The organism is Streptomyces callyspongiae, from assembly GCF_047200695.1.
Lineage (GTDB): Bacteria > Actinomycetota > Actinomycetes > Streptomycetales > Streptomycetaceae > Streptomyces.
Genome location: NZ_JBJZOM010000002.1, coordinates 82,052 through 105,242 on the forward strand (window position 1 = coordinate 82,052; position 23,191 = coordinate 105,242).

A 23,191-nucleotide genomic window follows, 5' to 3' on the forward strand; every position below is an offset into this window, starting at 1 on the left:
GATCAGCCCGCGTGCATCTCTTTCCGCATCCCGGGCTGCTCGTCGCCGGTGACGCTCCCGGCCGACCGGATGAGCCCGGACCGGTAGGCCAGCGAGACGAGCTGGGCGCGGTCGCGCACACCGAGCTTGATGCGCACCCGGTACAGGTGGGTGCGCACGGTCGCGACGCCGATGGTCAGTTCGCGGGCCACCTCCTCGGTCGACATGCCCTGCGCCACCATGCGGGTCACCTCCCGTTCCCGGGGGGTCAGTTCGGTCACCTCCGGGCACGGGGCGGACTCGGGGGGCTCCGGCTTCTCACGGAACCAGGTGACCAGGCGTCTGGCCACGTCCGGCGCGAGCATGGTGCGGCCCGCTGCCGCGGCCCGGATCGCGGCGACGAGCTCCTGCGGTCGGGCATCCTTGCCGAGCAGGCAGCTCGCACCGGCATGCAGCACATCGCTCACCGTCTTGTCCTCGTCGGCTCCGGTGAAGACCACGATGTGCGGCGGATCCTCCTCCTTGCCGAGTCTGCGGATCATCTCCAGGCCCGAGATGGTCCGGAGGCTCAGGTCGGTGACCACGACGTCGGGCCGCCGGGTGCGCACCAGGACGATGGCCTCCATGCCGTTGTCGGTCGTGTCGATCACGTCGATGTCCGGCACCGCGTCGAGCAGTGTCCGTAACCCGTCTCCGATGACGGGCAGTTCGTCGCAGATGAGTACCCGTATGGTCATGGTGTTCCGCCTCGATCAGGTTGGCTGGAGGCCTCGCTCGTCCGCGGGCGCCGGCTGTCGGACCGTTCGGCCGTCATGGGGGCACGTCCTCCGCTGCGTAGCGCATCGCGGGGCAGGGGTTGGCGTCCGGGAAGCGGGTTCCTCCGGGGACCGCACCGCGGGAGGCACGCGGCGGCACGAACCTGCCCTCCGGCGCCGCGCAGAGCACCGCCCCGACCACCAGGGTGGTCGGGGCGCCGACGAGGGTCATCAGGAGGCCGCCGAGTCCGCTGCCGGCCCGGTGGGCCGAGGCGCCGGCACCGAACGGGCTCGGCATGCGGGTCTCCGGCTCACCACTGCGACCAGCATCTGCGTTCCCCCTGTCTCCACGTCGACCTCGCAGGTCGCCCGGGTCACCTGTCCTCGAAGGAGTCTCGCCATCGCCCGGGCGGCGGCGCCGTGGACGCCCGTAAAAAACGTCGCCCATCATGTCCTGTGCCTATGACACGGTCAATGGCGCATCAAGGAGTCTTTTCCCGCGAGAGATCGGCAGCGGCGCGGGCCGGCTGGAGTACCGCGAAAGCACCGCGAGCGGGGCCGTCCCGCTCTACAATCGAACGGATAGACACCTGCCTGATGCGGTTTCCGGGCGAGGTGCCTGCCGCATCCGGCGCGTGCTCGACGCGTGTGTCGCTCGGTGTCGGTCCGGTGTTGCGGCCTGGAGGAGGGCGGGGGAGATCCACGGCATGCGTGAGGCGGCCGACCCTGACACCTGCAGGGGGGCGCTTCGCACCGCTCGACCGCTTCACACGGTGTTCGACCGAATGACGCCGCGCCGGCGGTGCCCGGCATGGGAGGGGACGACCCGATGAGCCTGGTCGATGTGCACACGGAATGGGATCCGCTGGAGGAGATCGTCGTCGGGACCATGGCGGGCGCCCGGGTACCGGTCGCGGAGCGGAGCCTGATCTCCACGGAGTACCCGGAGATGGTGGACGACCCGCAACGGGTTCCGTCCGGCCCGTACCCGGATCATGTGGCCGAGCAGACCGAGGCGGAGCTCGAGGAGCTGGTGGAGCTGCTCACCGGCGTCGGCGTGACCGTGCGGCGGCCGGGCGGTCGCGACCACGCGTCGACCCTGTCCACCCCGGACTGGAGCACCGACGGGTTCTACGACTACTGCCCGCGCGACGGGTTCCTCGCGGTCGGCAACTCCATCGTCGAGGCGCCGATGGTGCTCCGGTCGCGCTTCCTCGAAGGCTTCGCCTACAAGGACCTGTTCCTGGAGTACCTCGAGAGCGGTGCACGGTGGCTGTCGGCCCCCAAGCCCCGGCTCACTGATGACATGTACGAGCCAACAGCTCCGCCGGGAAAGCGGCTGCAGGACCTGGAACCGGCCTTCGACGCGGCGAACATCCTCCGGTTCGGCACGGACCTGCTGTACCAGGTCTCCGACAGCGGCAACCTGATCGGCGCGCGCTGGCTGCAGGCGGCACTCGGCGACCAGTACACCGTGCACCCCTGCGAGGGCCTGTACACCTCCACGCACATCGACTCGACGATCGTGCCGCTCCGCCCCGGACTCATGCTGATCAACCCGTCCCGGGTGAACGAGGACAACATGCCCGAGTTCCTGCGCGGCTGGGACCGGATCGTCTGCCCGGAGCTGACCGACACCGGCTTCGTCGGCGACCACCCGAAATCGTCCGTGTGGATCGGCATGAACTTCCTGGTGATCGCGCCCGGGAAGGCCATCGTGGACAAGCGGCAGACGGAACTGATCAAGGAACTGGAACGCCACGGGGTGGAAGTCGTCCCGGCACAGCTCACCCATTCCAGGACGCTGGGCGGCGGATTCCACTGCGTGACACTGGACGTACGACGCAGGGGCGAACTCGCCACCTACCGGTGAGCCGACGCCCTGCGCGAGGAGCGAGGACGAAGAGCCGCCCGCCGCTCGGCGGGCGGCGCGAGGCCCGTCGGGGTAGCCTGCCGACAAGGGCACTCGCGCACGCAAGGGGCCCACGGCCGCCTCCGCGACGCAGTCCGGGCGTCCCGCCCCGACCCCCTCACGCGCAGGCCCTGGCCGCGACGCGCACCGGGGCGTGCCTCTCCTGCCGGTCGGCACCCGGCCACCGGGCGCCGCACCTCACGCCCTCCGGGCCGTTCGGGATGAGGTGATGTGCGGTATGGCCCCGTGGCGGATACGCAGTCTCGCCGAGGACGACCTGGACCAGGTCGTGGGGATCTGGGAAGAGACGCGGGACACGGCCGTGGACCCCGCCGTGAGCCTGGCGGAGCTGATCAGTGCGCTGCGGGCCGGGGCCCCGGCCGTCGTGGCCCTCGTGGGGAACCAGGTGGTCGGCGCCGCGGTGTCCTCGACCGCGCAGGAGCACGCCTGGGTGCTGCGGCTGGCCGTCGCCGGCCAGTGGCAGCACCGCGGCATCGGAGCGACGCTGCTGACGGCTCTGGAGGAACGCCTGCTGACGCAGCAGGGAGTGCGTCGCATCGGCGCGCTGCTTCCCGAGGGCGAAGCGGCGGAACCCGCGTTCCGGAATTCCGGGTACACACCCCGGCCCCGGCTGCGCTACTTCGAGAAGCTGCTCTCCCCGACCTCCGCAGAAGCCACGCTGCTCGACCTCCTCGGCGCCACCGTGCCCGAGGACGGGCTGTGGGAACGCATCGCGGGAATGAAGGCGGAGAAGACGCTCATCGAGCGCCGGCTGGTACTGCCGCTGGAGAACCCGGGCGTCGCGGGCCGCTACCATCTGGTCCCGCCGCGTGCGGTGGTCCTGTTCGGCCCTCCCGGAACCGGCAAGACGACGTTCGCGCGAGCGATCGCCTCCCGTCTGCGCTGGCCCTTCATCGAGGTGTCGCCCTACCAACTCGCCGACGAGCCCCACGGAGTGGCCGGCGGACTGCGGCGGCTCTTCTCCCGCGTGGAGCACCTCGAGCAGGCGGTGCTGTTCTTCGACGAAGCGGAGGAGATCGCCTCCGAACGCCACGACCCGACCACGCTCGCACACCGGGTGACCAACGAACTCCTCAAGCTCATCCCGCAGTTCCGGCACGGCGACCGCCGCCTGCTCATCTGCGCGACCAACGTGATCCGATCGCTGGACCCGGCGTTCCTGCGGCCGGGACGCTTCGACTACCTGATCCCCGTCGGCCCGCCGGACGCCGAAGCCAGGTTGGCGATCTGGATCCGGTACATCGGCCCGGAGACCGCGAAGGACATCGACATGACCGCCCTGGTGGAAGCCAGCGACCGCTTCACCCCGGCGGACATCGAGTACGCGGCGCGCACCGCGGCGCAGACCGCGTTCGAGCGCCATCTGACGGCCGGTCCGGATGCCTCCGAGCGCGTGGGGCAGCGCACCGAGGACTACCTGCACGCCATCGCGGGAACGCGCACGACGCTCACCCAGGAGGACATCGACGCCTTCGACCGCGACCTGCGGACCGCCGGCCGGGTGTGAGCCCCGTGCGGACGGTCGTGGCCTGCGCGGCTACGGCACGCACCGCTCCTCACGCCCGTTCGCCCCGGGGCAGCACCCGGTGCAGGCCCGCGGGAGGTGCCGGGCGACTGCGCCACTCGCGCGGGTAGCCCAGCGACACCTCCTGGTGCGGGACCCCGTCGTGCACCAGGGTGCGCGGGATGTGCAGATGGCCGTGGACGACGGCGGCCGCGCGGTAGCGCACGTGCCAGTCGGCCGTGGCGTCCGTACCGCACCACAGGGCGAATTCGGGGTAGTGGAGAACCCGCGTGGGCTCGCGGACCAGCGGGAAGTGGTTGACGAGCACCGTGGGCAGGTCGGGATCGAGGCGCTCCAGCCGATCCCGGGTGTACGCGAGCCGGGAGCGGCACCAGCCGTCCCGGCCGGCGTGGGGCTCGTGGTGCAGGAGGAACTCGTCGGTGGCGACCACCCCGGCGTCGTACGCCGCTTCCAGCGCCTCGTCCTTGGAGTGCGTGCCGGGCGGACGGAAGGTGTAGTCGTACAGCAGGAACATCGGCACGACCGCGACCGGTCCGCCGGGCCCCTCCCACACCGGGTACGGGTCCTCCGGGGTGAGGACGTCCAGTCCGCGGAGGGTGTCGACGAGGTGGCGGTAGCGTTCCTCGCCACGCAGCTGCACCGGGTCGTTCGGCACGGTCCACAGCTCGTGGTTGCCCGGAACCCAGACGACCCGGGCGAAGCGCCTGCTCAGCAGCTCCATGGTGCGCACGATGTCGTCGAAGGTCTCCCCGACGTCCCCGGCGACCAGGAGCCAGTCCCTCTCGGAATGCGGGCGGAGTCCGTCGAGGATCTCCCGGTTCTCCCGGTGCCGCACGTGCAGGTCGCTGATGGCCAGCAGGCTCGCGCGGCCGTGCTCCACGGTTCCCCCTGTCCGTCGCCGTCGCCGGGCTGCGGAGGACAACTGTAGTGCTCCGCCGACTCCCGCGCACGGGAGGTGAATTCGGCAACCCGACGTGCCCGTCGCCTCACCCCGGCACCTGTCCTCCGATCCGTTCGAAAGCGACGGCCGCCGCCCCCACGACTCCGGCGCTGTCGCCCGCGGAGGCCGGGACGATGCGCGCGGCACGGGCAGCCGGCCCCATCGCCCCCTCGGCGACGGCCGCCCGGACAGGGCCGAGGAGGCGCTCTCCGGCCCGGGTGACGCCACCGCCGAGCACGACGAGTTCCGGCTCGTAGACGTTGACCAGCGAGGTGAGGCCGGAGCCGAGCGCCGCCACGGCCTCGCCCCACACCCGTGCGGCCTGCGGGTCGCCGTGCTCCGCCGCCGCCGCGACCTCGGCAGCCGTCACGGTTCCCGCCCGTCCCAGTGCGGTGGGGGTTCCCGCGGCCTTCGCCGCGGCAGCGGCCTCCGCGGCCCGCTCCGCGATGGCGGAGCCGGAGGCGTACGCCTCCAGGCAGCCCGGGCGGCCGCAACTGCGGCAGGGGCGTCCGTCGGACACCACCGTCACGTGGCCCGGCTCCCCGCCGTTGCCCGCGGCCCCCCGGAAGACGCGTCCGCCCAGGACGGCACCGCCGCCGATCCCGGTGGAGACCGTCAGGTAGAGCAGGTGCGACGCGCCGCGGCCGGCACCGAAGAACCACTCCCCCGCCGCACCGGCCGTGCCGTCGTTGTCGAGCACGGCGGGGATGCCGTAGCGCTCCCGGACGTGGGCGACGACCGGCACGTCGCGCCATCCCGGGAGGTGGGGCGGGGACACCAGCACCCCCGCCTCGGAGTCGAGCGGGCCGCCGCAGCCGATGCCGGTGCCCAGGAGGTCCTGCGGGCGGGCGCGCGCGTCGGCGAGCACGCGGTCGCCGAGCCGCAGGAGCCGGTCCAGCACCGCGTCGACCCCCTCCACCACCCCGGTCGGGCACACCGCCGAGGACAGCAGGGCCCCTCGGGAGTCCACGACTCCGGCAGCCAGTTTCGTGCCGCCGATGTCCAGCGCGAGGACGACGTCCCCGGGTGGCGGATCGGGGCGGGAGTGCGGGGCGGCGGCGGTCATGCGAAATGCCCTCCGGGGAAGCGATGAGTTCTGCGGACCGGTGGAGTCATCCCCTTCAGCAGGCGCCGTCCGGCGCCCCGAGACGGAAGAGGGCCCACCATGTCCACCATGATCTTCGTGAACCTGCCCGTGAAGGACCTGGACCGCTCCCGGGAGTTCTTCGGCACGCTCGGATTCACGTTCAGCAAGCAGTTCACCGACGAGAACGCCACGGCGATGGAGATCGACAAGGAGAACGGCATCTTCGCGATGCTGCTGGTCGAGCCGTTCTTCAAGGGCTTCACGCCGAAGGAGATCGCCGACGCCACGACGACGACGGAGGCGATCGTCGCCCTCGGGCTGGAGAGCCGCGAAGCGGTGGACACGCTCGTGGACGCGGCGCTGGCCCACGGCGGCAGCCCGGCGAACCCGCCCATGGAGGAAGGGTTCATGTACGGGCGCAGCTTCTGCGACCCCGACGGCCACCTGTGGGAGGCCGTCTGGATGGACCCGTCAGCCATGGAGGAGGGCTGAGCGATCCGGGCGGGTGTCGGAGCCCCCACGGAGCCCCCGTGGGGCCCGCACCCGCCGCGGACGGCTCAGTCGAGTACGGCGACGCCGTCCACCTCCACCAGCGCCTCCTCGTCCCAGAGGCGTGTCACGCCGATGAGCGCCATGGCCGGGTAGTCGAGCCCGGCCAGCTCGCGCCAGACCTTCCCCAGCTCGGGGGCGTGCCGGCGGTACGCCGCAACGTCCGTGGTGTACACGGTCACGCGGGTGAGTCCGGCCGGGGTGCCGCCCGCTGCTCGCAGCGCCGCGAGCAGGTTCGCCAGGGCGCGCGCGAACTGGGCGGGCAGGTCGGCACCGGTGATCCGGCCGTCGTCGTCCAAGGCGGTCTGCCCGGCGAGGAACACCAGCCGGCCGCCGGTCACGGTCACGGCATGGGAGAAGCCCTTCGGCGGGGCCAGTCCGTCGGGGTTGATGCGGTCGAGGGTCACCGGTAGAGCTCCTTCGCGATGATCGAACGCTGCACCTCTGTCGCTCCTTCGTAGATGCGGGGAGCGCGCACCTCGCGGTACAGGTGTTCCAGCAGGTGCCCGTGCTGGAGGGCGGCGGCGCCGTGGATCTGCACGGCCGTGTCCACGGCCTGCTGGGCGGTCTCGGTGGCCAGCAGTTTCGCCATGGCGGCCCGCCGGGCGATGCCGGGTTCGCCCCGGTCGTACGCGGCCGCGGCGGCGTACACCAGCAACCGCGCCGCCTCGATGCGGGTGGCGGTCTCCGCGAGTTGGTGGGAGACGGCCTGCATGTCGCGCAGCGGGGCACCGAACGCGGTACGGCTCCCGGCGTGCGCCACGGCGGCGTCCAGAGCTGCCTGCGCCATGCCCACCGCGAAGGCTCCGACGCTGGGCCGGAACAGGTTCAGGGTCCGCATCGCGAGGGCGAAGCCGGCGTCGACCTCTCCCAGCATGTCGTCCGCGGCCACCGGGACGCCGTCGAAGGTGAGCGTGCCGATCGGGTGCGGCGAGAGCATCCGCAGCGGCTCCCCGGTGAGTCCCGGGCGGTCGGCGGGGACCAGGAAGGCGGTGACGCCGCGTGCTCCCGCGCCCTCGGTGGTACGGGCGAAGACGGAGTAGAGGTCCGCATGCGGTGCGTTGGAGATCCAGGTCTTGGTGCCGTGCAGTTCCCAGGAATCACCGGTCCGTACGGCCCGCAGCGAGAGTGCGGCCGCGTCGGAGCCGGCACCGGGCTCGCTGAGGGCGAAGGCGGCGACGGCACGTCCGGCGGCGATGCCCGGCAGCAGGCGGGCACGCTGCTCGTCGGTGCCGGCGAGGGCGAGCGGATACGCGCCGAGGCCCTGCAGGGCGAGCGCGGTCTCCGCCTCCGTGCAGCCGTGGGCGAGGGATTCGCGCAGCAGGCACAGGTCCACGGCCTTCGCCGGCTCTCCACCGGCCGGGAAGACGCGGTCGAGGAGCCCGGTGTCGCCGAGCGCCGCGACGAGGGGACGGTTCACACAGGCCCGTTCACCGTGGTCGGCGGCGAGCGGTCGGAACGTGTCCACGGCCAGCGACCGCAACTCCTCGCACCACCGTTGTTGTTCGGGTTCCAGCGCGAACGCCCGCATCGGCACCCGCCTCCTTTATCGCGGACCGTTGACTGTCGTCACCAACACGTTACGCTCATCGGCATCCCGGCACGCCGGTTCCCCACCGCACGGGTTTCCCGGGGGCGGCGGCCCACCGGGCCCACCGGACAACCGCCTCCGGGACTGCCGCAAGGGGGCACGACCGCATGGAAGAGACTCCGTCCGCCCACGCCGACACCTTCGCCCGGGACCATCTGCCGCCCCGGGCCCAGTGGCCGGAACTGACGGCCGACCTGCCCGAACTGCGCTACCCGGACCGCCTCAACTGCGGGGCGGAACTGCTGGACCGGACCATCGAGCGGCTGGGTCCGGACCGGCCCGCGTTCGTGACCGACGAGGAGACCTGGTCGTACGGCGACCTCCGGCGCCGCGTCGACGCCCTCGCCCACGTGCTGACCTCCGACCTCGGCGTCGTGCCGGGCAATCGGGTACTGCTGCGCGGCCCCACCACGCCGTACCTGGCGGCCTGCTGGCTCGCGGTGATGAAGGCCGGAGCGGTGGCCGTCACGGTGCTGGCGACGCAGCGCCCGCAGGAACTGCGCACGATCTGCGGGATCGGCCGGGTGAGCCACGCGCTGTGCGACGCCACGGCCCTCGACGACCTGGAGAAGGCCGGGGTGCCGGGACTCCGTACGACGCCCTTCGGCGGCGGGACGCACGAGGACCTGCTCCGGCTCGCCGCCCGCTGGTCCGGCCGCCGCTACGAGGCAGTGGCCACCGCTTCCGACGACGTGGCCCTGATCGCCTTCACCTCCGGCACGACAGGACGCCCCAAGGGGTGCATGCACTTCCACCGCGACGTGACGGCGGTCGCGGACACCTTCTCCGCCCACGTGCTGCGACCGCGCCCGGACGATCTGTTCGCCGGCAGTCCGCCCCTGGGCTTCACGTTCGGGCTCGGCGGTCTGGTGATCTTCCCGCTGCGGGTGGGCGCGGCCGCGCTGCTGGAGCAGTGGAGCGGGCCGGAGCAGCTGCTGGGCGCGGTACAGCGCCACCGGGTGAGCGTGCTGTTCACGGCGCCGACGGCCTACCGGGCGATGCTGGCCTCGCTTGCCGACGGCGGTGAGGAGAGCGGGGCGTGGGACGTGTCCTCGCTGCGGCGCTGCGTCTCGGCGGGCGAACACCTGCCGGCCGCCACCTGGGAGGCCTGGCACGCACGCACCGGTCTGCGGCTGATCGACGGCATCGGGGCGACAGAGATGCTGCACATCTTCCTCTCGGCCGCGGACGACGCCGTCCGTCCGGGCACCACCGGCGTGCCGGTGCCGGGCTTCGAGGCGCGGATCGTCGAGGAGGACGGCGTCACCCCGGTGCCGGACGGGGAGCCCGGCCTGCTGGCCGTGCGCGGCCCGGTCGGCTGCCGCTACCTGGCCGACCCGCGGCAGGAGGTCTACGTGCGGGGCGGCTGGAACATCACGGGCGACACCTACGTCCGGGAGGCCGACGGATACTTCCGCTACGTGGCACGCGCGGACGACATGATCGTCTCGGCGGGCTACAACATCGCCGGCCCGGAGGTCGAGGGGGCGCTGCTGCGCCATCCCGATGTCGAGGAGGTCGCCGTCGTGGGAAGGCCGGACGCGCGGCGCGGGCAGACGGTGGTGGCGCACGTGGTGCTGCGGGACGGCGTCCCCCGGGGCCGGGACACCGTGGACCGTCTGCGGGCCTTCACCAAGGAGGAGCTCGCGCCCTTCAAGTGCCCGAAGGAGATCGTGTTCGAGGAGGCACTGCCGCGCACGCCGACCGGAAAACTCCAGCGGTTCCGGCTGCGCGACCACTCCGCGGAGGAGCCGTCCTCAGCAGCACTAGAGTGACGGCGTGGTCCAGCCCCCTTCCTCCGCCCCGACACCGGGCTCCTTGATCCTCACGTTCTACGGTGCGTACGGCCGGTACGCCGCCGAGGACGGCAGCGTGCCCGTGTCCGCCCTGATCCGGTTGCTCGGTGCGCTCGGCATCGACGCACCGTCCGTGCGGTCCGCGGTGTCGCGCCTGAAGCGGCGCGGGTTGCTGGCCGCCGACCGCGCCGGCAGCCGGTCGGCCGCCTACGCGCCGTCCCCGGACGCGCGGCAGCTGCTGGAGGACGGCGACCGGCGCATCTATCACCGTCCGCGCCGCGCCGACGGGGAGAGCTGGCTCCTCGCGGTGTTCTCGGTGCCGGAGCGGGAGCGGCAGCGGCGCCACATACTCCGCTCCCGGCTGGCCCGTCTGGGGTTCGGGAACGCGGCGCCCGGTGTCTGGCTGGCCCCGGCCCATCTGGAGGAGGAGACCCGGCACACCCTGCAGCGCCTTGGGTTGGCGGCCTACGTGGAACTGTTCCGCGGCGAGCACGCCGGGTTCGAGCCGACGCGGGAGGCCGTCGCCCGCTGGTGGGACCTGGAGGGGATCGCCGCGCTGCACCGCGGTTTCCTCGCGGTGCACGAGCCCGTGCTCCGGGCCTGGGCGGAGCGCGCCCCGGTCGACCCCGAGGACGCCTACCGGGACTACCTGCCCGCGCTGGACGCCTGGCGGCGGCTGCCGTACGCCGACCCGGGGCTGCCGGCATCGCTCCTCCCTGCCGACTGGCCCGGCGAGCGGGCGGCGGAGGTCTTCGCGGCACTGGACGAGAAGCTCCGCGACGCCGGCGGCACGTACGTCGCCGGGGTCGTCCGTTCGCCCTGACGGCGGCCGCACCGGTCCGCGGGTGCGGCGCGGCGGCGGGGCTCGGTGGGAGCACAGCGGCTCCCGCGTGCGTGTGCCTACCCTTGGTTCCATGGACCCGAGCTCACGGAGGCGGCGGCGCTACTTCACGCTGATGGGCGTCTGCCTCGTCCTGTTCGTCAGCGCGTGGGGTTTCGTGCGGCTGTGGTCCGTTCCCGCCGCCATCGCGCTGTGCGTCGTGGCCATGGCCCTGCCGCCCGCCGCAGTGATCGTCGGCAACCGGCGCGAACGGGGCGAGCGCTGGTGGGACGATCAGGACTGAGCCCTCACAGGCCGAGCCGCTGCTTCGGCGTGTCGGTGCGTCCCGTGGGCGGTTTCCTGCTTCCCGCGCGGTAGGGCAGCGGCCAGACGGCGCCCGGCCCCCGGTACTCCTGGTCGGCGGCCGCGTGGAGGGTCCAGTGCGGGTCGTACAGGTGGGGGCGGGCCAGTGCGCACAGGTCCGCCCGCCCCGCCAGGAGCAGCGAGTTGACGTCGTCCCAGGAGGAGATCGCTCCGACGGCGATGACGGGGACGTCGAGTTCGTTGCGGATGCGGTCGGCGAACGGCGTCTGGTAGGAGCGTCCGAAGTCCGGTTTCTCCTCGGGCACGACCTGTCCGGTGGAGACGTCGATAGCGTCGGCGCCGTGCTCGGCGAACGCCCGCGCGAGGGTGTGCAGGTCGGCCTCGTCGGTGCCGCCCTCGGCCCACTCCGTGGCGGAGATGCGCACCGTCAGCGCCCGGTCGTCGGGCCACGCCTCGCGCACCGCGTCGAGAACCTCGAGGGGGAAGCGGAGTCGTCCGTGGACGTCGCCGCCGTAGGCGTCCGTGCGACGGTTCGTCAGCGGCGACAGGAAGCCGGACAGCAGGTAGCCGTGGGCGCAGTGGAGTTCCAGCAGGTCGAATCCGGCCTCGGCGGCGCGCCGTGCCGCCTGCACGAACCGGTCGCGGATGTCGGCGAGTCCGGCGGCGTCCAGTTCCCGGGGCACCTGGCTGACGCCTGCGCGGTAGGGCAGTGCGGAGGGCGCGACCAGCGGCCAGTTGCCGTGCGGGAGAGGGTCGTCGATGCCCTCCCACATGAGTTGCGTGGAACCCTTGCGCCCTGCGTGACCGAGTTGCACACCGATCGCGGTGCCGGGTGCCTGCGCGTGGACGAAGTCGGTGATGCGGCGCCAGGAGCGGGTCTGTTCGTCGTTCCACAGTCCCGTGCAGCCCGGAGTGATGCGCCCTTCGGGCGAGACGCACACCATCTCGGTCATGACCAGCCCCGCGCCGCCCAGGGCCCGGCCGCCCAGGTGCACGAGGTGGAAGTCGCCCGGCACCCCGTCGGTCGCCGAGTACATGTCCATGGCGGAGACGACCACGCGGTTGCGCAGGCGCAGACTTCCCAGGCGGAACGGGGTGAACATCGGCGGCGTACCCTCGGGCACCCCGGCCTCCCGCTCCACCGCCGCCACGAAGTCCGGGTCGCGCAGGCGCAGGTTGTCGTGGGTGACGCGGCGGCTGCGGGTGAGGAGGTTGAACGCGAAGCGGTGCGGCGGCTGGTCGACGTAGCCGGCCAGATCCTCGAACCACTCCAGGCTCGCCTTCGCGGCACGCTGCGTGGAGCGCACCACCGGCCGCCGCTCGGCCTCGTAGGCGGCGAGGGCCTCGGGGACCGTCGGCTGCTCCTCGACGCAGGCGGCGAGGGCGAGGGCGTCCTCGACGGCCAGTTTGGTGCCGGAGCCGATGGAGAAGTGGGCGGTGTGCGCCGCGTCCCCGAGCAGCACGATGTTGCCGTGCGACCACTTCTCGTTGGAGACCGTGCGGAAGGCGATCCACTGCGAGTTGTTGCCGTGCAGCGGCCGGCCCGCCAGGGTGCGGGGGAATTGCTTGGCACAGTGGTCGGCGGATGCCTGTGCGTCCATCCGGTCCAGGCCGGCGGCCTGCCAGACCTCCTCACGCATCTCGACGATGGCGGTCGAGGCGTCGGCGGCGTAGGGGTAGGCGTGGAGCTGCATGACGCCGTGCTCGGTCTCGGCGATCTCGAACCGGAAGGCGTCGAGGGCGAAATCGGTGGCGAGCCAGATGTAGCGGCAGCGATGGGTGGTGACCTGCGGTCCGAAGGCCTGGGGTGCGGCTTCTCGGGTGGTGCTGTGCACGCCGTCGGCGGCGATCACCAGGTCGTGGGTGCGGGCCAGTTCGGCGGCGGGCGGGGCTTCGGTGCCGAAGCGCAGGTCCACGCCCAGTTCGCGGCACCGCGCGTGGAGGATCGCGAGCAGCCGGCGGCGGCCGAGGGCGGAGAACCCGTGGCCGCCGGAGGTCAGGGTGCGTCCGCGGTGGACGATGTCGATGTCGCTCCACCGCACGAACTCGTCGCGCAGCGCGGCGTGGACGACGGGGTCGGCGCTCTCGATGCCGCCCAGGGTCTCGTCGGAGAGCACGACGCCGAAGCCGAAGGTGTCGTCGGGGGCGTTGCGTTCGTGGACGGTGACCTCGCGCGTGGGGTCGAGGCGTTTGAGGAGCGCGGCGGAGTAGAGGCCGCCCGGGCCACCGCCGATGACCGCGATGCGCATGGGGACTCCTGGCGTCGTGGGAGCTCTGTCGGTCATGGGCCGTCGGGCGGCTACCGTCCCCGCCACTCGGGGGCCCGCTTCGCGCCGAAGGCGGCATGGAACTCGGCGTAGTCCTCGCTGTTCATCAGCAGCGCCTGGGTGGCGGCGTCCATCTCGACGGACGCGGAGAGGCCCATGTCGAGTTCGGAGGTGAGCAGGGCCTTGGTCTGGGCGTGCGCCAGGGCAGGTCCGTCGGCGAGGCGGCGGGCCAGGGCCGCGGCGGCCTTGTGTGCGCCGCCCTCGTCGGTGAGTTCGCTGAGCAGGCCGATGCGCTCGGCCTCCGGGGCGCGTACCGGCTCGCCCAGCATGAGGATGCGGGTGGCGTGGCCGAGACCGACCACCCGGGGCAGCAGGTAGGCGGCTCCCATGTCGCCGCCCGACAGCCCGACGCGGGTGAAGAGGAAGGCGAACCGGGCGGTCGGGTCGGCGACCCGGAAGTCGGAGGCGAGCGCGAGGACCGCGCCGGCACCGGCGGCGACACCATGGACGGCTGCGACCACCGGGAACGGGGCTTCGCGGAGGGCCCGGACGACCTGGCCGGTCATCCGGTTGAAGTCGAGCAGCTGGGCGGTGTCCAGGGACAGCGTGGCGCCGATGATGGCGTCGACGTCTCCACCCGAGCAGAATCCGCGGCCCTCACCGGCGAGGACGAGGGCGCGGGCGCGCCGCTCGCGGGAGAGCTCCGCGAGGAGGTCGCGGAGGTCGGCGTACGCCTCGAAGGTCAGGGCGTTCAGTTTGTCGGGCCGGTCCAGGGTGACGGTGACGACCCCGTCCTCCTCCTCCACCCGCAGGTGCGACCAGCGCTCGGCGGCGCCGACGGAACCGGTGAACGGACTCATGCGGGTCTCCTCCCGGAGGTTGGCCGACGAGCGAGAACGTATCACCTCTTTATGACTACCGTCACGAGTGCGCGATAGCCGTGGAGCTCCGGAGGAGAGGGCGGAGCGGGACTCAGCAGGGCCGGCCGGCGAGGGTGGCGACCAGCAGGGCCTTGATCGTGTGCATGCGGTTCTCCGCCTGGTCGAAGACCACGGACCGCTCCGACTCGAACACCTCGTCGCTCACCTCGAGGTACTCCAGGCCGTACTGCTCGTGGACCTCGCGGGCCACCGCCGAACCGAGGTCGTGGAACGCGGGAAGACAGTGGAGGAAGCGCACCCGGTCGTTGCCGGTGGCGCGCAGCACCTCTTCGGTCACGGCGTAGGGGCGGAGCAGCGCGATGCGCTCCGCCCAGGCGTCGGCGGGCTCGCCGAGCGAGACCCAGACGTCGGTGCTCACGAAGTCGGCACCCCGGACCCCTTCGGCGACGTCCTCCGTCAGGGTGATCCTTGCGCCGGTGGTCGCGGCCAGGTCCCGCGCACGCGCCACCACCGCCTCGCGCGGCCAGAGGGAGCGGGGCGCGACGATGCGGACGTCCATCCCCAGCAGAGCCCCGGTGACCAGGGTGGAGTTGCCCATGTTGTTGCGGGCGTCCCCGAGGTAGGCGTGGGCGACCGAGGCGAGCGGCCGGGCACTGTGCTCGGTCATCGTGAGCACGTCGGCGAGCATCTGGGTGGGGTGCCAGTCGTCGGTCAGCCCGTTGTACACGGGAACCCCCGCGTGCTCGGCCAGTTCCTCGACCACGGACTGGTCGGCGCCGCGGAACTCCACCGCATCGAACATCCGGCCGAGCACGCGGGCGGTGTCCCGTACGGACTCCTTGCGCCCCATGTGGGAGCCCGCGGGATCGAGGCAGGTGGTGGCCGCCCCCTGATGGGCGGCGGCCACCTCGAAGGCGCAGCGGGTGCGGGTGGAGGCCTTCTCGAAGACCAGGGCGACGGTGCGGCCGCAGAGCAGCGGCTCCTCGCGCCCCGCGGCCCGGTCCGCCTTGAGGCGGCCGGCGAGGTCGACGAGATGACGGAACTCGTCGGCGGTGACGTCCGCCTCCTGGAGGAAGTGGCGGCCCGTGAGGTCAGTCGCCATGAGAGGGCTCCTCGGTCGTCTGCATCAGCCTGAACTGAAATTGTATACGACCGATCGCATCCCTATTCAGCTACCGGTCGCCCACCACCGGGTCCCGCTCGACCGGGCAGCTCATGCAGCGGGGCCCGCCCCGCCCCCGGCCGAGCTCGCTGCCGGGGATCTCGACCACTTCGATGCCCTGTTTCCGCAGAAAGGTGTTGGTTGTCACATTACGCTCGTACGCCAGGACCACGCCCGGTTCGAGCGCCAGCACGTTGCAGCCGTCGTCCCACTGCTCGCGCTCCGCCGAGTGCACGTCCTGCGTCGGTGTCAGCACGCGGATGCGGTCCAGCCCGAGAGCGGCGGCGATCGCCCGGTGCATGTGCTCCGGAGGGTGGTCCGTGACCTTGAGGTCCTGCCCGCCGCCCGGCTCGATGGTGTAGGAGCGCAGCATTCCCAGGCCCTCGTACTGCGTGAAGGTGTCACCGCCGATCATCGTCATGACGGTGTCCAGGTGCATGAACGCCCGCGCCTTCGGCAGGTCCAGCGCCACGATGCTGGTCGCGGAGCCGGCCTCGAACAGGCCCCGCGCGAGAGTCTCCACCGCCTGCGGCGTGGTCCGTTCGCTCATGCCCACCAGCACCGCGCCGTTCCCGATGACGAGCACGTCGCCGCCCTCGATCGTCGACGGGTAGCCCGACCCCCGCCCCTCCGACCAGATGTGGAAGTCGTTGGCCGCGAACAGCGGATGGTGCCGGTAGATCGCCTCGAAGTGGATGGTCTCGCGGCGCCGGGCCTCCCAGCGCATGTCGTTGACCGACACACCGTCGTAGACCCACGCGGAGGTGTCGCGAGTGAAGAGGTGATTGGGCAGCGGCGCCAGCAGGAAGTCGTCCAGATCCATCACGTGGAACCGCACCGAGGTCGGCTCGGGGTGGTGGTCCAGGAACTCGCGCTTGGTCATCCCCCCGATCAGTGCCTCCGCCAACGCGGACGTGGGCAACGCATCGAAGGCGGCACGCAGGTGATCGGTGACCAGCGGCCCGTACTCCCGCTCGTCGAAGACCCGGTCCAGCACGAGTGCACGCGCGGGAGGAAGTTCGAGACTCTCCCGCAGGAGATCCCCGAACAGATGCACCACCACCCCGCGGTCGCGCAGCGTGTCGGCGAAGGCGTCGTGCTCCTGCCGGGCACGCCGCACCCAGAGAACGTCGTCGAACAGGAGATCGTCCTTGTTCGTGGGGGTGAGCCGCTTCAGCTCGAGATCGGGCCGGTGCAGGATGACGCGGCGGAGCCGCCCGGCCTCGGAGTCGACATGGAATCCCATGAGCCCATCCTGTCCCGAGGAGCGGGCCGCTGCCCGCTCCTCTGCACGGAATTCCGCGAAAGACCGGGACCTCGCAACCCACCGGCGCCCCGACCGGACAGCCCCGACCGGGGGCGACCGGCACTGCCCCCTCGCTCAGCCCTCCCGCAGACAGGCCGCCAGTTCACCGATCCCGTCGGGGCCCACCCGGCAGCACCCGCCGATGAGGCGCGCTCCACGGGCCGCCCAACCCGCCGCGCGGCGGGGCTCGAACCCTCCCGGCCCCACCCACCGGCGGCGCACCGCGTCCCAGCCCTCCCCGCTGTTCGGGTACACCACGACGGGCTTGCCCGTGCGCTCTGCGGCGAGTCCGACGGCACGCTCGGCGTCCTGCGGAGTGCAGCAGTTCACGCCGACAGCCACCACCTCGTCACGGCCGACGACGAGATCGAACGCCTCCGGGAGCGGCTGCCCCGCCCGGGTGCGGTCGCCGGAGACTGTGTAGCTGAGCCAGACGGGCAACCCGGAACCCTCGGCGGCGGCCAGCAGAGCCTCCGCCTCGTCGACGTCCGGAACCGTCTCCAGAGCCAGCACGTCCGGCCGGGCCTCGGCGACCGCGGCGATGCGGGGGCGGTGGAAGCGCTCCAGTTCCTTCACGCCCAGGCCGTAGCGACCGCGGTACTCGCCACCGTCGGCACGGACCGCCCCCAGCGGCCCGACCGACGCCGCCACGTGCACCGGAACATCGCCCGCGGCCTCGCGGGCCAGCGCGACACTGCGGCGGAACAGCTCCTCCGCCTCGGCTCGGCTGCGGCCGTGCCGGGCGAAACCCTCGAAGGACGCCTGGTACCCGGCGGTGATGAGGACCCGCGCTCCCGCGTCGACGTAGGCCCGGTGGGCGGCGGTGATCTCCGCGGGTGCGTCCGCCAGCAGCCGAGCGGACCACAGCGCGTCCGAGAGGCCGCAGCCCTGCGCCTCGAGCTGGTTGGACAATCCGCCGTCCAGGACGACCGTCCCCCGCTGCAGGGCGTCGGCGAGCGGCAGCGCGGGACGGGTCACGGCAGCCTGCTCATCACTTGGGACGAGACCAGCTCCAGATGATCGAGGTCGGACAGGTCCATGGTCTGCAGGTACAGCCGCGACGCCCCGGCCTCGCGGTAGCGGCCGATCCGGTCGACGACCTCTTCCGGCGTACCGGCCAGACCGTTCTCGCGCAGTTCGGCGACGTCCCTCCCGATGGCCGCGGCACGGCGCGCGACCTCCGGTTCGTCCTTGCCGACACAGATGATCAAGGCATTGGAGTACACCAACTCCTCCGGGTCGCGCCCCGCCTCCGCGGCCGCCTCCCGCACCCGGGCGAACCGGCGCGCGCTCTCCCGCGCGGACACGAAGGGGAGGTTGAACTCGTCCGCGTACCGCGCCGCGAGGCGGGGTGTGCGCTTCTCGCCGAGCCCGCCCATCAGCAACGGCACGCGGCCCTGGACCGGCTTGGGAAGCGCCGGGGAATCGCTGATCCGGTAGTACCTGCCGGCGTAGTGGAACCTCTCCCCCACCGGCGTCGCCCAGAGTCCGGTGACGATCGCGAGCTGCTCCTCCAGCCGCGCGAGTTTCCGCTCGGGGAACGGAATGCCGTACGCGCGGTGCTCCTCCTCGAACCAGCCCGCCCCGAGACCCAGTTCGACGCGCCCTCCGGACATCTGGTCGACCTGGGCCACCTGGACGGCGAGCGGCCCGGGCAGCCGGAAGGTGGCGGCGCTCATCAGCGTGCCCAACCGGATGCGGCTGGTCTCGCGGGCGAGGCCGGCCAGAGTGGTCCAGGCGTCGGTCGGGCCGGGCAGGCCGTCCGCGCCCCCCATGGCCAGATAGTGGTCGGAGCGGAAGAACGCGTCGAACCCGAGGTCCTCGGACGCCTTGGCGACGGCGAGGAGCGTGTCGTAGTCGGCGCCCTGCTGGGGCTCGGTGAAGATGCGCAGATCCATGCCTCCATCCTGCACGGTGCTCCCGCGCCGCTCAGGCGGCCGGGCCCCGTTCCGGCAGCGCCAGGCAACGCAGCACGGCGGCGACGCGGTCGGCGGACTCGTCAGCGGCATCGATCGCCTCGATGCCCTGCCAGTACGCCCCCGGCTGCTCCGCCGAGGCCGACGCCCTCACGAGAGCCGCGACGGTCTCGCCCAGCAGCACCGACAGGTGCCCGAGGGCGGTGTGCAGGTCTGCCACCCGGGTCAGCCGCACCGCGCGGAACCCCCCGCCCGCTCGTCCCGGACGGCACGACGGCGCGCACCCCTGCATGCCGGCCTCGCTCAGCCGAGCGGCCTCCACGCGCAGCGCCGGCGGGCCGGCCGCTGCCACGTGGGAACCGAGCGCCTCCACCAGAGCCTGCACCTGCCGGGCCTCGGCCACGAGGTCGGCGGCGGACGACGCCCGCAGGAGCGCGGACCGACTGTCCTGGATGAGTCTGCACGCTTCCACAGGCCCCCGCCTCCCTCAGCCGCCCCCTCCGGGCGGCAGGGAACGGCGCGGTGCGCTCTCCGGAGCCCCGGAACCGACCAGTGAACACGGTGGGCGACTCTCTCACTCCACAGCGTCACCGTTTTCGGGTGCGGGGAAACGCTGCTCGTTCCTGTCGATCTTCGCTTCGAGGGCCGCGAGGGGATCCACACCGAGCACTTCGCAGAACTGCAGGAGATAGGCCAGGACATCGGCGACCTCGTCCTCCACGCGCGCGGCCGCCCCGGGGTCCGACATCACCCGCGAAGACTCCTCGGGAGTCAACCACTGGAAGATCTCGACGAGTTCACCAGCCTCGACGGTCAGGGCCGCGGCCAGGTTCTTCGGCGTGTGGTACTGCCCCCACGCGCGGACCTCTGCGAAGCGCGCGAGCCGGTCCTGAAGCGCACGCACCGTACGCTCCGGACGGCGCTCATGACCGTGCGACCTGTTCGGGAATGCGTTCACGCCCCAGGTCTACCAGGGAGACGTCCGGGAGTGAGGAGTCCACCGGCCCGTGCACGGCGCCCAGGAGCCGGATATGGCCCCGACGGCACATCCGTGCGGCCAGCTCCAGCAGCCGTGCGGACTGCCGCCGGTCCAGGAATCCGTCCAGGTCGTCGGCGAGCACCGCGAGCGCCTGACGCGCCGGCAACAGCTCCTCCACCGGGTCGACCCGCAGCACTCCGGGGCCGGTCAACAGCACCAGGGCCAGCCCGAGGTACCGCAACTCGCCGTCCCCCAGCAACTCCACGGGCAGCGGCCGCTCACCGCTCCCCCGCTCCAGCACCGCCCGGACCCGGCCCGGATCGCACGCGACCGCAGCCAGGCCCTCCACCGGCCCGGAACATCCCGCGCGGACGGCCTCGACCAGGGCGGCGTGCCGGGTGGTGCACTCGGTCCGCGTACGCCGGAGCACGGCCGCGAGGTTGGCGCAGTCCGGGCGGAGCATGCCGTCGGAGACATCCACCGGTGCGCGCATCGCCTCAGGGCGCGGCGCGCAGCGGAACACCGACCGCAGGGCGACGACGACCTGTTCGACGGCGGCCAGCACCTCCCGCTGCGCCGCCGTGGTACCGGCGATACGCAGCGGCAGGAGGGCCGTCGCCAGGCGGTCGTCGGGCAGCGGCGCCCGGGTGACCCGGCTCGTCCCGGCCGTGTGCCACTCCGCCTGGACCTGCCGGCGTCCCGGGTCGCGCTGGGCGGTCGACATGAGCGTCCGCCCGTCCGCGGCGGACAGGCGCTCCCCGGCGACACGCAGGTCGGGTTCGACCTGCACGGCCAGGTCCAGCCGCACCGGCCCGGACGGCCCGTCGACGGTGCAGCCGAGCCGGAAGCCACGCCTGCGCTGGGCGTCCGGAACCGCGTCGTGCGGCACGTACACGTCCGGCCCGCCCGCGCTCTCCGCGCCGAACACCTCGGGGAGCGTGTCGCCGTTGCCCAGCCGGGCGAGCGCACCGAACGCCTCCAGCACGGCGGACTTGCCGGAGCCGCTGGGTCCGGTGAGCAGCGTGAACGGCGTCAGGCGCAGCACGCGTCCCCGGTGGGAGCGGAAGGAGGAAAGCCGCAGTTCGGTGACGAACGCCGTGTTGGAGGACTCCATGCGCCCGACGCTACGGGGCGTCCCGGCCGACGAACCGTTCCGCCTGCTGCGCCTTCCCCCTATCGGAGGACGGACACCGTCACTGCTGCGGCGGCTGCGGCCCGGACTGCTGCTGCCCGTGGGCCTGGTGCTGTCCGTGGGCCTGGTGCTGTCCGTGGGCCTGGTGCTGCCCGTGGGCCTGGTGCTGCCCGTACGCCGGGGGCGCCTGCTGCGGCGGGTACGGCTGGGCGGTCCCCGGCTGCTGGTACGCCTGCACGTGCTGCGGCGGGTACGGCTGCTGCGGGTACGGCCCGGGCTGAGGCGCCTGCGCCTGCTGCGGCACCGCGGACTGCCCGGGCAGCGGGAGCCCCGGCCAGGCGTAGCGCGTCACCCCCTGCTCGTCCCGCACCTGCTGCAGACCCGCGGCCCGCAGCCGCTGCTCCGCCTTGCTGTTGCGGGAGCGGGTCACCAGGATGCCGGCGCCCAGCACCCCGCAGAGCACGACCGCGAGGAGACCGAACACGGCGAAGCCCTCGGGCGATCCGTCTCCCTTGACCAGTGCTCCGAGCAGGCACCCGACGCCGGCCCCGGCCATGGCCAGCAGCATGCGCTTCTCGGCGCCCTTGCCGGTGATGTCGTAGGTGATGCGGTCCTTCAGCAGATCGACGGCAGGCTGCGCCTCGGGCAGCGCCTTGAGGGTGCCCTGCTGCAGCCCCGGGACGGCGCCCCCGGCTCCTGGCTGGGGGTACTGGCGGGTGTTCGCCGCCGCGCGCTGCACGGCCTCCGGGCGCGGATCGCGCACGAGCAGCACCGACAGCTGCGAATTGCGGTGCCCGTGCTGCTTCGCCCCCGCGTACGCGAAGCCGAACTGCTCGGCGACGAACGCCAGCGCGGCCCCCTTCTTCACGGATGCCATGGGGCTGGACACCATGACCGCGTCGCCGACCGCCATTTCCTGCAGCATCTTCCGGATGCGCCGGTCACTCATCGACTGTCCCCTCCCGTTTCCGTTGCGCTGTCGCGCAGTGGCCGCGCCAGCATAGTGCTGCCGCCCGCACCCCGTCGGGGCGGAGGCGGCCGGGGCGGAACGCGGGGCCCGGCGGGCGGACGGCTCGATCGATTGGACACCGGTCGAGCGGGAGGCGAGGCTGGTCGGCGCACCCCTACCCCCGCGGTTTCCCCGCAGTCAGGAGCCCCCTCGTGCGCGCCACCGTGATCAACGGCCCGAACGACATCCGTATCCAGGAGGTCCCCGACCCCCGCGTGCAGCGACCGACCGACGCCGTCGTGCGCGTGGTCAACTCCTGCATATGCGGCAGCGACCTGTGGGCGTACCGGGGCGTGGCCCCGCGGGAGGAGGGCCAGCGCATCGGCCACGAGTTCGTGGGCATCGTGGAGGAGACCGGCCCGGAGGTCACCGGCTTCGCGCCCGGGGACTTCGTCGCCGCGCCCTTCGTCTGGTCCGACGGTGTCTGCGAGTTCTGCCGTGACGGGCTCCACACCTCGTGCCCGCACGGCGGCTTCTGGGGCGAGGTCGGTTCCGACGGCGGCCAGGGTGAGGCCGTCAGGGTGCCGTACGCGGACGGCACCCTGGTGCCGCTGCCGAAGGACGCCGCGGGCGACGACGCCCTGCTGCCCGGACTGCTGGCCCTCACCGACGTGATGAGCACCGGCCACCACGCGGCCGTCGCCGCCCGGGTCCGTCCGGGCACCACGGTCGCGGTGGTCGGGGACGGCGCGGTCGGGCTGTGCGGCGTGCTGGCCGCGCACCGCCTGGGCGCGGAGCGCATCATCGCCATGGGCCGCCACAAGGACCGCACCGACCTGGCACGGTCGTTCGGGGCCACCGACGTCGTGGCGGAACGCGGCGACGCGGCGGTCGCCGCGGTCGAGGAACTGACCTCCGGCGGACGGGCCCACGCGGTCCTGGAGGCGGTGGGCACCCAGGAGTCGATGCGCACCGCGATCTCCCTCGCCCGCGACGGCGGCGCGGTCGGCTTCGTCGGCGTCCCGCACGGCGGCAGCGCGGGTGTCGACATCGGACGGATGTTCGGCCGCAACGTCGCCCTCGCCGGCGGGGTCGCCCCCGCACGGGCGTACATGCCGGAACTGCTGAACGACGTGCTGGCAGGCACGCTCGACCCGGGTCCGGTCTTCGACCGGACGGTGGGCCTGGACGAGGTGCCGGACGGCTACCGCGCCATGGACGACCGGTCGGCTCTCAAGGTCCGGATCGCGCTCTGAGCCGACGGGTGGCGGGACGGGGCAGCCCGTCCCGCCACCCCGGA

Annotated in this window: 23 protein-coding genes; 7 read left to right on the forward strand and 16 right to left on the reverse strand. The window is 72.8% G+C overall.

The genetic code is table 11. From position 1 onward, the window contains the following. Positions 1–2 precede the first annotated feature (2 nt). Together ACL06G_RS02135 and ACL06G_RS02140 are read right to left on the reverse strand one after the other, a co-directional pair. Positions 3–716 carry a response regulator gene (locus ACL06G_RS02135; protein ID WP_412784950.1) on the reverse strand — a complete coding sequence of 238 codons (714 nt, stop codon included), beginning with the start codon at positions 714–716 and terminating at the stop codon, positions 3–5. Positions 717–789: 73 nt separating this feature from the next. Then, entirely contained in the window at positions 790–1,032 is a 243-nt protein-coding gene (locus ACL06G_RS02140) for a hypothetical protein (protein ID WP_412784951.1), read from the reverse strand. Positions 1,033–1,563: 531 nt separating this feature from the next. On the opposite strand from ACL06G_RS02140, the gene ACL06G_RS02145 reads away from it, so the two are divergent. Continuing rightward, positions 1,564–2,607 (forward strand): inosamine-phosphate amidinotransferase 1, encoded by a 1,044-nt coding sequence (locus ACL06G_RS02145; protein ID WP_412785094.1) that lies wholly within the window; start codon positions 1,564–1,566, stop codon positions 2,605–2,607. A gap of 277 nt (positions 2,608–2,884) precedes the next feature. Then, positions 2,885–4,174: an ATP-binding protein gene (locus tag ACL06G_RS02150; protein WP_412784952.1), complete on the forward strand. Its 1,290-nt coding sequence runs from the start codon at positions 2,885–2,887 to the stop codon at positions 4,172–4,174. Between the two features lie 49 nt (positions 4,175–4,223). On the opposite strand, the gene ACL06G_RS02155 is transcribed toward ACL06G_RS02150, so the two are convergent. Both ACL06G_RS02155 and ACL06G_RS02160 read right to left on the reverse strand, forming a co-directional pair. Beyond that, positions 4,224–5,072: a metallophosphoesterase family protein gene (locus tag ACL06G_RS02155; protein ID WP_412835273.1), complete on the reverse strand. Its 849-nt coding sequence runs from the start codon at positions 5,070–5,072 to the stop codon at positions 4,224–4,226. Between the two features lie 106 nt (positions 5,073–5,178). Beyond that, entirely contained in the window at positions 5,179–6,198 is a 1,020-nt protein-coding gene (locus tag ACL06G_RS02160; protein WP_412835274.1) for an ROK family protein, read from the reverse strand. A 99-nt stretch (positions 6,199–6,297) separates the two neighbouring features. Between ACL06G_RS02160 and ACL06G_RS02165 the strand changes: the two genes are divergently transcribed. After that, the gene (locus ACL06G_RS02165) at positions 6,298–6,711 is read left to right on the forward strand and encodes a VOC family protein (RefSeq protein WP_412784955.1); all 414 of its coding nucleotides are present in this window, start codon (positions 6,298–6,300) and stop codon (positions 6,709–6,711) included. A 65-nt stretch (positions 6,712–6,776) separates the two neighbouring features. Here ACL06G_RS02165 and ACL06G_RS02170 read toward each other — a convergent pair whose 3' ends face one another. Then, positions 6,777–7,175, reverse strand: coding sequence for a RidA family protein (locus ACL06G_RS02170; RefSeq protein ID WP_412784956.1), 399 nt, complete (start codon positions 7,173–7,175; stop codon positions 6,777–6,779). Then, the gene (locus ACL06G_RS02175; RefSeq protein ID WP_412784957.1) at positions 7,172–8,299 is read right to left on the reverse strand and encodes an acyl-CoA dehydrogenase family protein; all 1,128 of its coding nucleotides are present in this window, start codon (positions 8,297–8,299) and stop codon (positions 7,172–7,174) included. Before ACL06G_RS02175 ends, ACL06G_RS02170 begins: the two co-directional genes overlap by 4 nt. Positions 8,300–8,466: 167 nt before the next feature. On the opposite strand from ACL06G_RS02175, the gene ACL06G_RS02180 reads away from it, so the two are divergent. From ACL06G_RS02180 to ACL06G_RS02190, 3 genes are all read left to right on the forward strand, one after another. Then, positions 8,467–10,134, forward strand: a complete 1,668-nt coding sequence (locus ACL06G_RS02180) for an AMP-binding protein (protein ID WP_412835275.1) — start codon at positions 8,467–8,469, stop codon at positions 10,132–10,134. Between the two features lie 4 nt (positions 10,135–10,138). Then, the gene (locus ACL06G_RS02185; RefSeq protein ID WP_412835276.1) at positions 10,139–10,978 is read left to right on the forward strand and encodes a PaaX family transcriptional regulator; all 840 of its coding nucleotides are present in this window, start codon (positions 10,139–10,141) and stop codon (positions 10,976–10,978) included. A 91-nt stretch (positions 10,979–11,069) separates the two neighbouring features. After that, positions 11,070–11,279: a DUF3099 domain-containing protein gene (locus ACL06G_RS02190; protein WP_412835277.1), complete on the forward strand. Its 210-nt coding sequence runs from the start codon at positions 11,070–11,072 to the stop codon at positions 11,277–11,279. Between the two features lie 4 nt (positions 11,280–11,283). Here the strand turns inward: ACL06G_RS02190 and ACL06G_RS02195 are convergent, their stop codons facing one another. From ACL06G_RS02195 to ACL06G_RS02240, 10 genes are all read right to left on the reverse strand, one after another. After that, the gene (locus ACL06G_RS02195) at positions 11,284–13,548 is read right to left on the reverse strand and encodes a bifunctional salicylyl-CoA 5-hydroxylase/oxidoreductase (RefSeq protein ID WP_412835278.1); all 2,265 of its coding nucleotides are present in this window, start codon (positions 13,546–13,548) and stop codon (positions 11,284–11,286) included. Between the two features lie 50 nt (positions 13,549–13,598). Further along, positions 13,599–14,426 (reverse strand): enoyl-CoA hydratase family protein, encoded by an 828-nt coding sequence (locus ACL06G_RS02200; RefSeq protein WP_412835279.1) that lies wholly within the window; start codon positions 14,424–14,426, stop codon positions 13,599–13,601. 112 nt (positions 14,427–14,538) lie between these two features. Continuing rightward, entirely contained in the window at positions 14,539–15,549 is a 1,011-nt protein-coding gene (gene argF, locus ACL06G_RS02205; RefSeq protein WP_412835280.1) for an ornithine carbamoyltransferase, read from the reverse strand. Positions 15,550–15,619: 70 nt separating this feature from the next. After that, on the reverse strand, positions 15,620–16,855 hold the full coding sequence (locus ACL06G_RS02210; RefSeq protein WP_412835281.1) for an arginine deiminase: 1,236 nt from the start codon (positions 16,853–16,855) through the stop codon (positions 15,620–15,622). 135 nt (positions 16,856–16,990) lie between these two features. After that, positions 16,991–17,893, reverse strand: a complete 903-nt coding sequence (gene mmuM / locus ACL06G_RS02215; RefSeq protein WP_412784965.1) for a homocysteine S-methyltransferase — start codon at positions 17,891–17,893, stop codon at positions 16,991–16,993. After that, on the reverse strand, positions 17,890–18,813 hold the full coding sequence (locus tag ACL06G_RS02220; protein ID WP_412784966.1) for an LLM class F420-dependent oxidoreductase: 924 nt from the start codon (positions 18,811–18,813) through the stop codon (positions 17,890–17,892). Before ACL06G_RS02220 ends, mmuM begins: the two co-directional genes overlap by 4 nt. Before the next feature lie 31 nt (positions 18,814–18,844). Further along, positions 18,845–19,303, reverse strand: coding sequence for a DUF6099 family protein (locus ACL06G_RS02225; RefSeq protein WP_412835282.1), 459 nt, complete (start codon positions 19,301–19,303; stop codon positions 18,845–18,847). A 102-nt stretch (positions 19,304–19,405) separates the two neighbouring features. Then, positions 19,406–19,735, reverse strand: coding sequence for a nucleotide pyrophosphohydrolase (locus ACL06G_RS02230; protein WP_412784968.1), 330 nt, complete (start codon positions 19,733–19,735; stop codon positions 19,406–19,408). Positions 19,736–19,754: 19 nt separating this feature from the next. Continuing rightward, entirely contained in the window at positions 19,755–20,924 is a 1,170-nt protein-coding gene (locus ACL06G_RS02235) for an AAA family ATPase (RefSeq protein ID WP_412784969.1), read from the reverse strand. 79 nt (positions 20,925–21,003) lie between these two features. Next, positions 21,004–21,891 carry a hypothetical protein gene (locus ACL06G_RS02240; protein ID WP_412835283.1) on the reverse strand — a complete coding sequence of 296 codons (888 nt, stop codon included), beginning with the start codon at positions 21,889–21,891 and terminating at the stop codon, positions 21,004–21,006. Positions 21,892–22,103: 212 nt separating this feature from the next. Here ACL06G_RS02240 and ACL06G_RS02245 point away from each other — a divergent pair, with 212 nt between their 5' ends. After that, positions 22,104–23,147 (forward strand): zinc-dependent alcohol dehydrogenase family protein, encoded by a 1,044-nt coding sequence (locus tag ACL06G_RS02245; RefSeq protein WP_412784971.1) that lies wholly within the window; start codon positions 22,104–22,106, stop codon positions 23,145–23,147. Positions 23,148–23,191 lie beyond the last annotated feature (44 nt).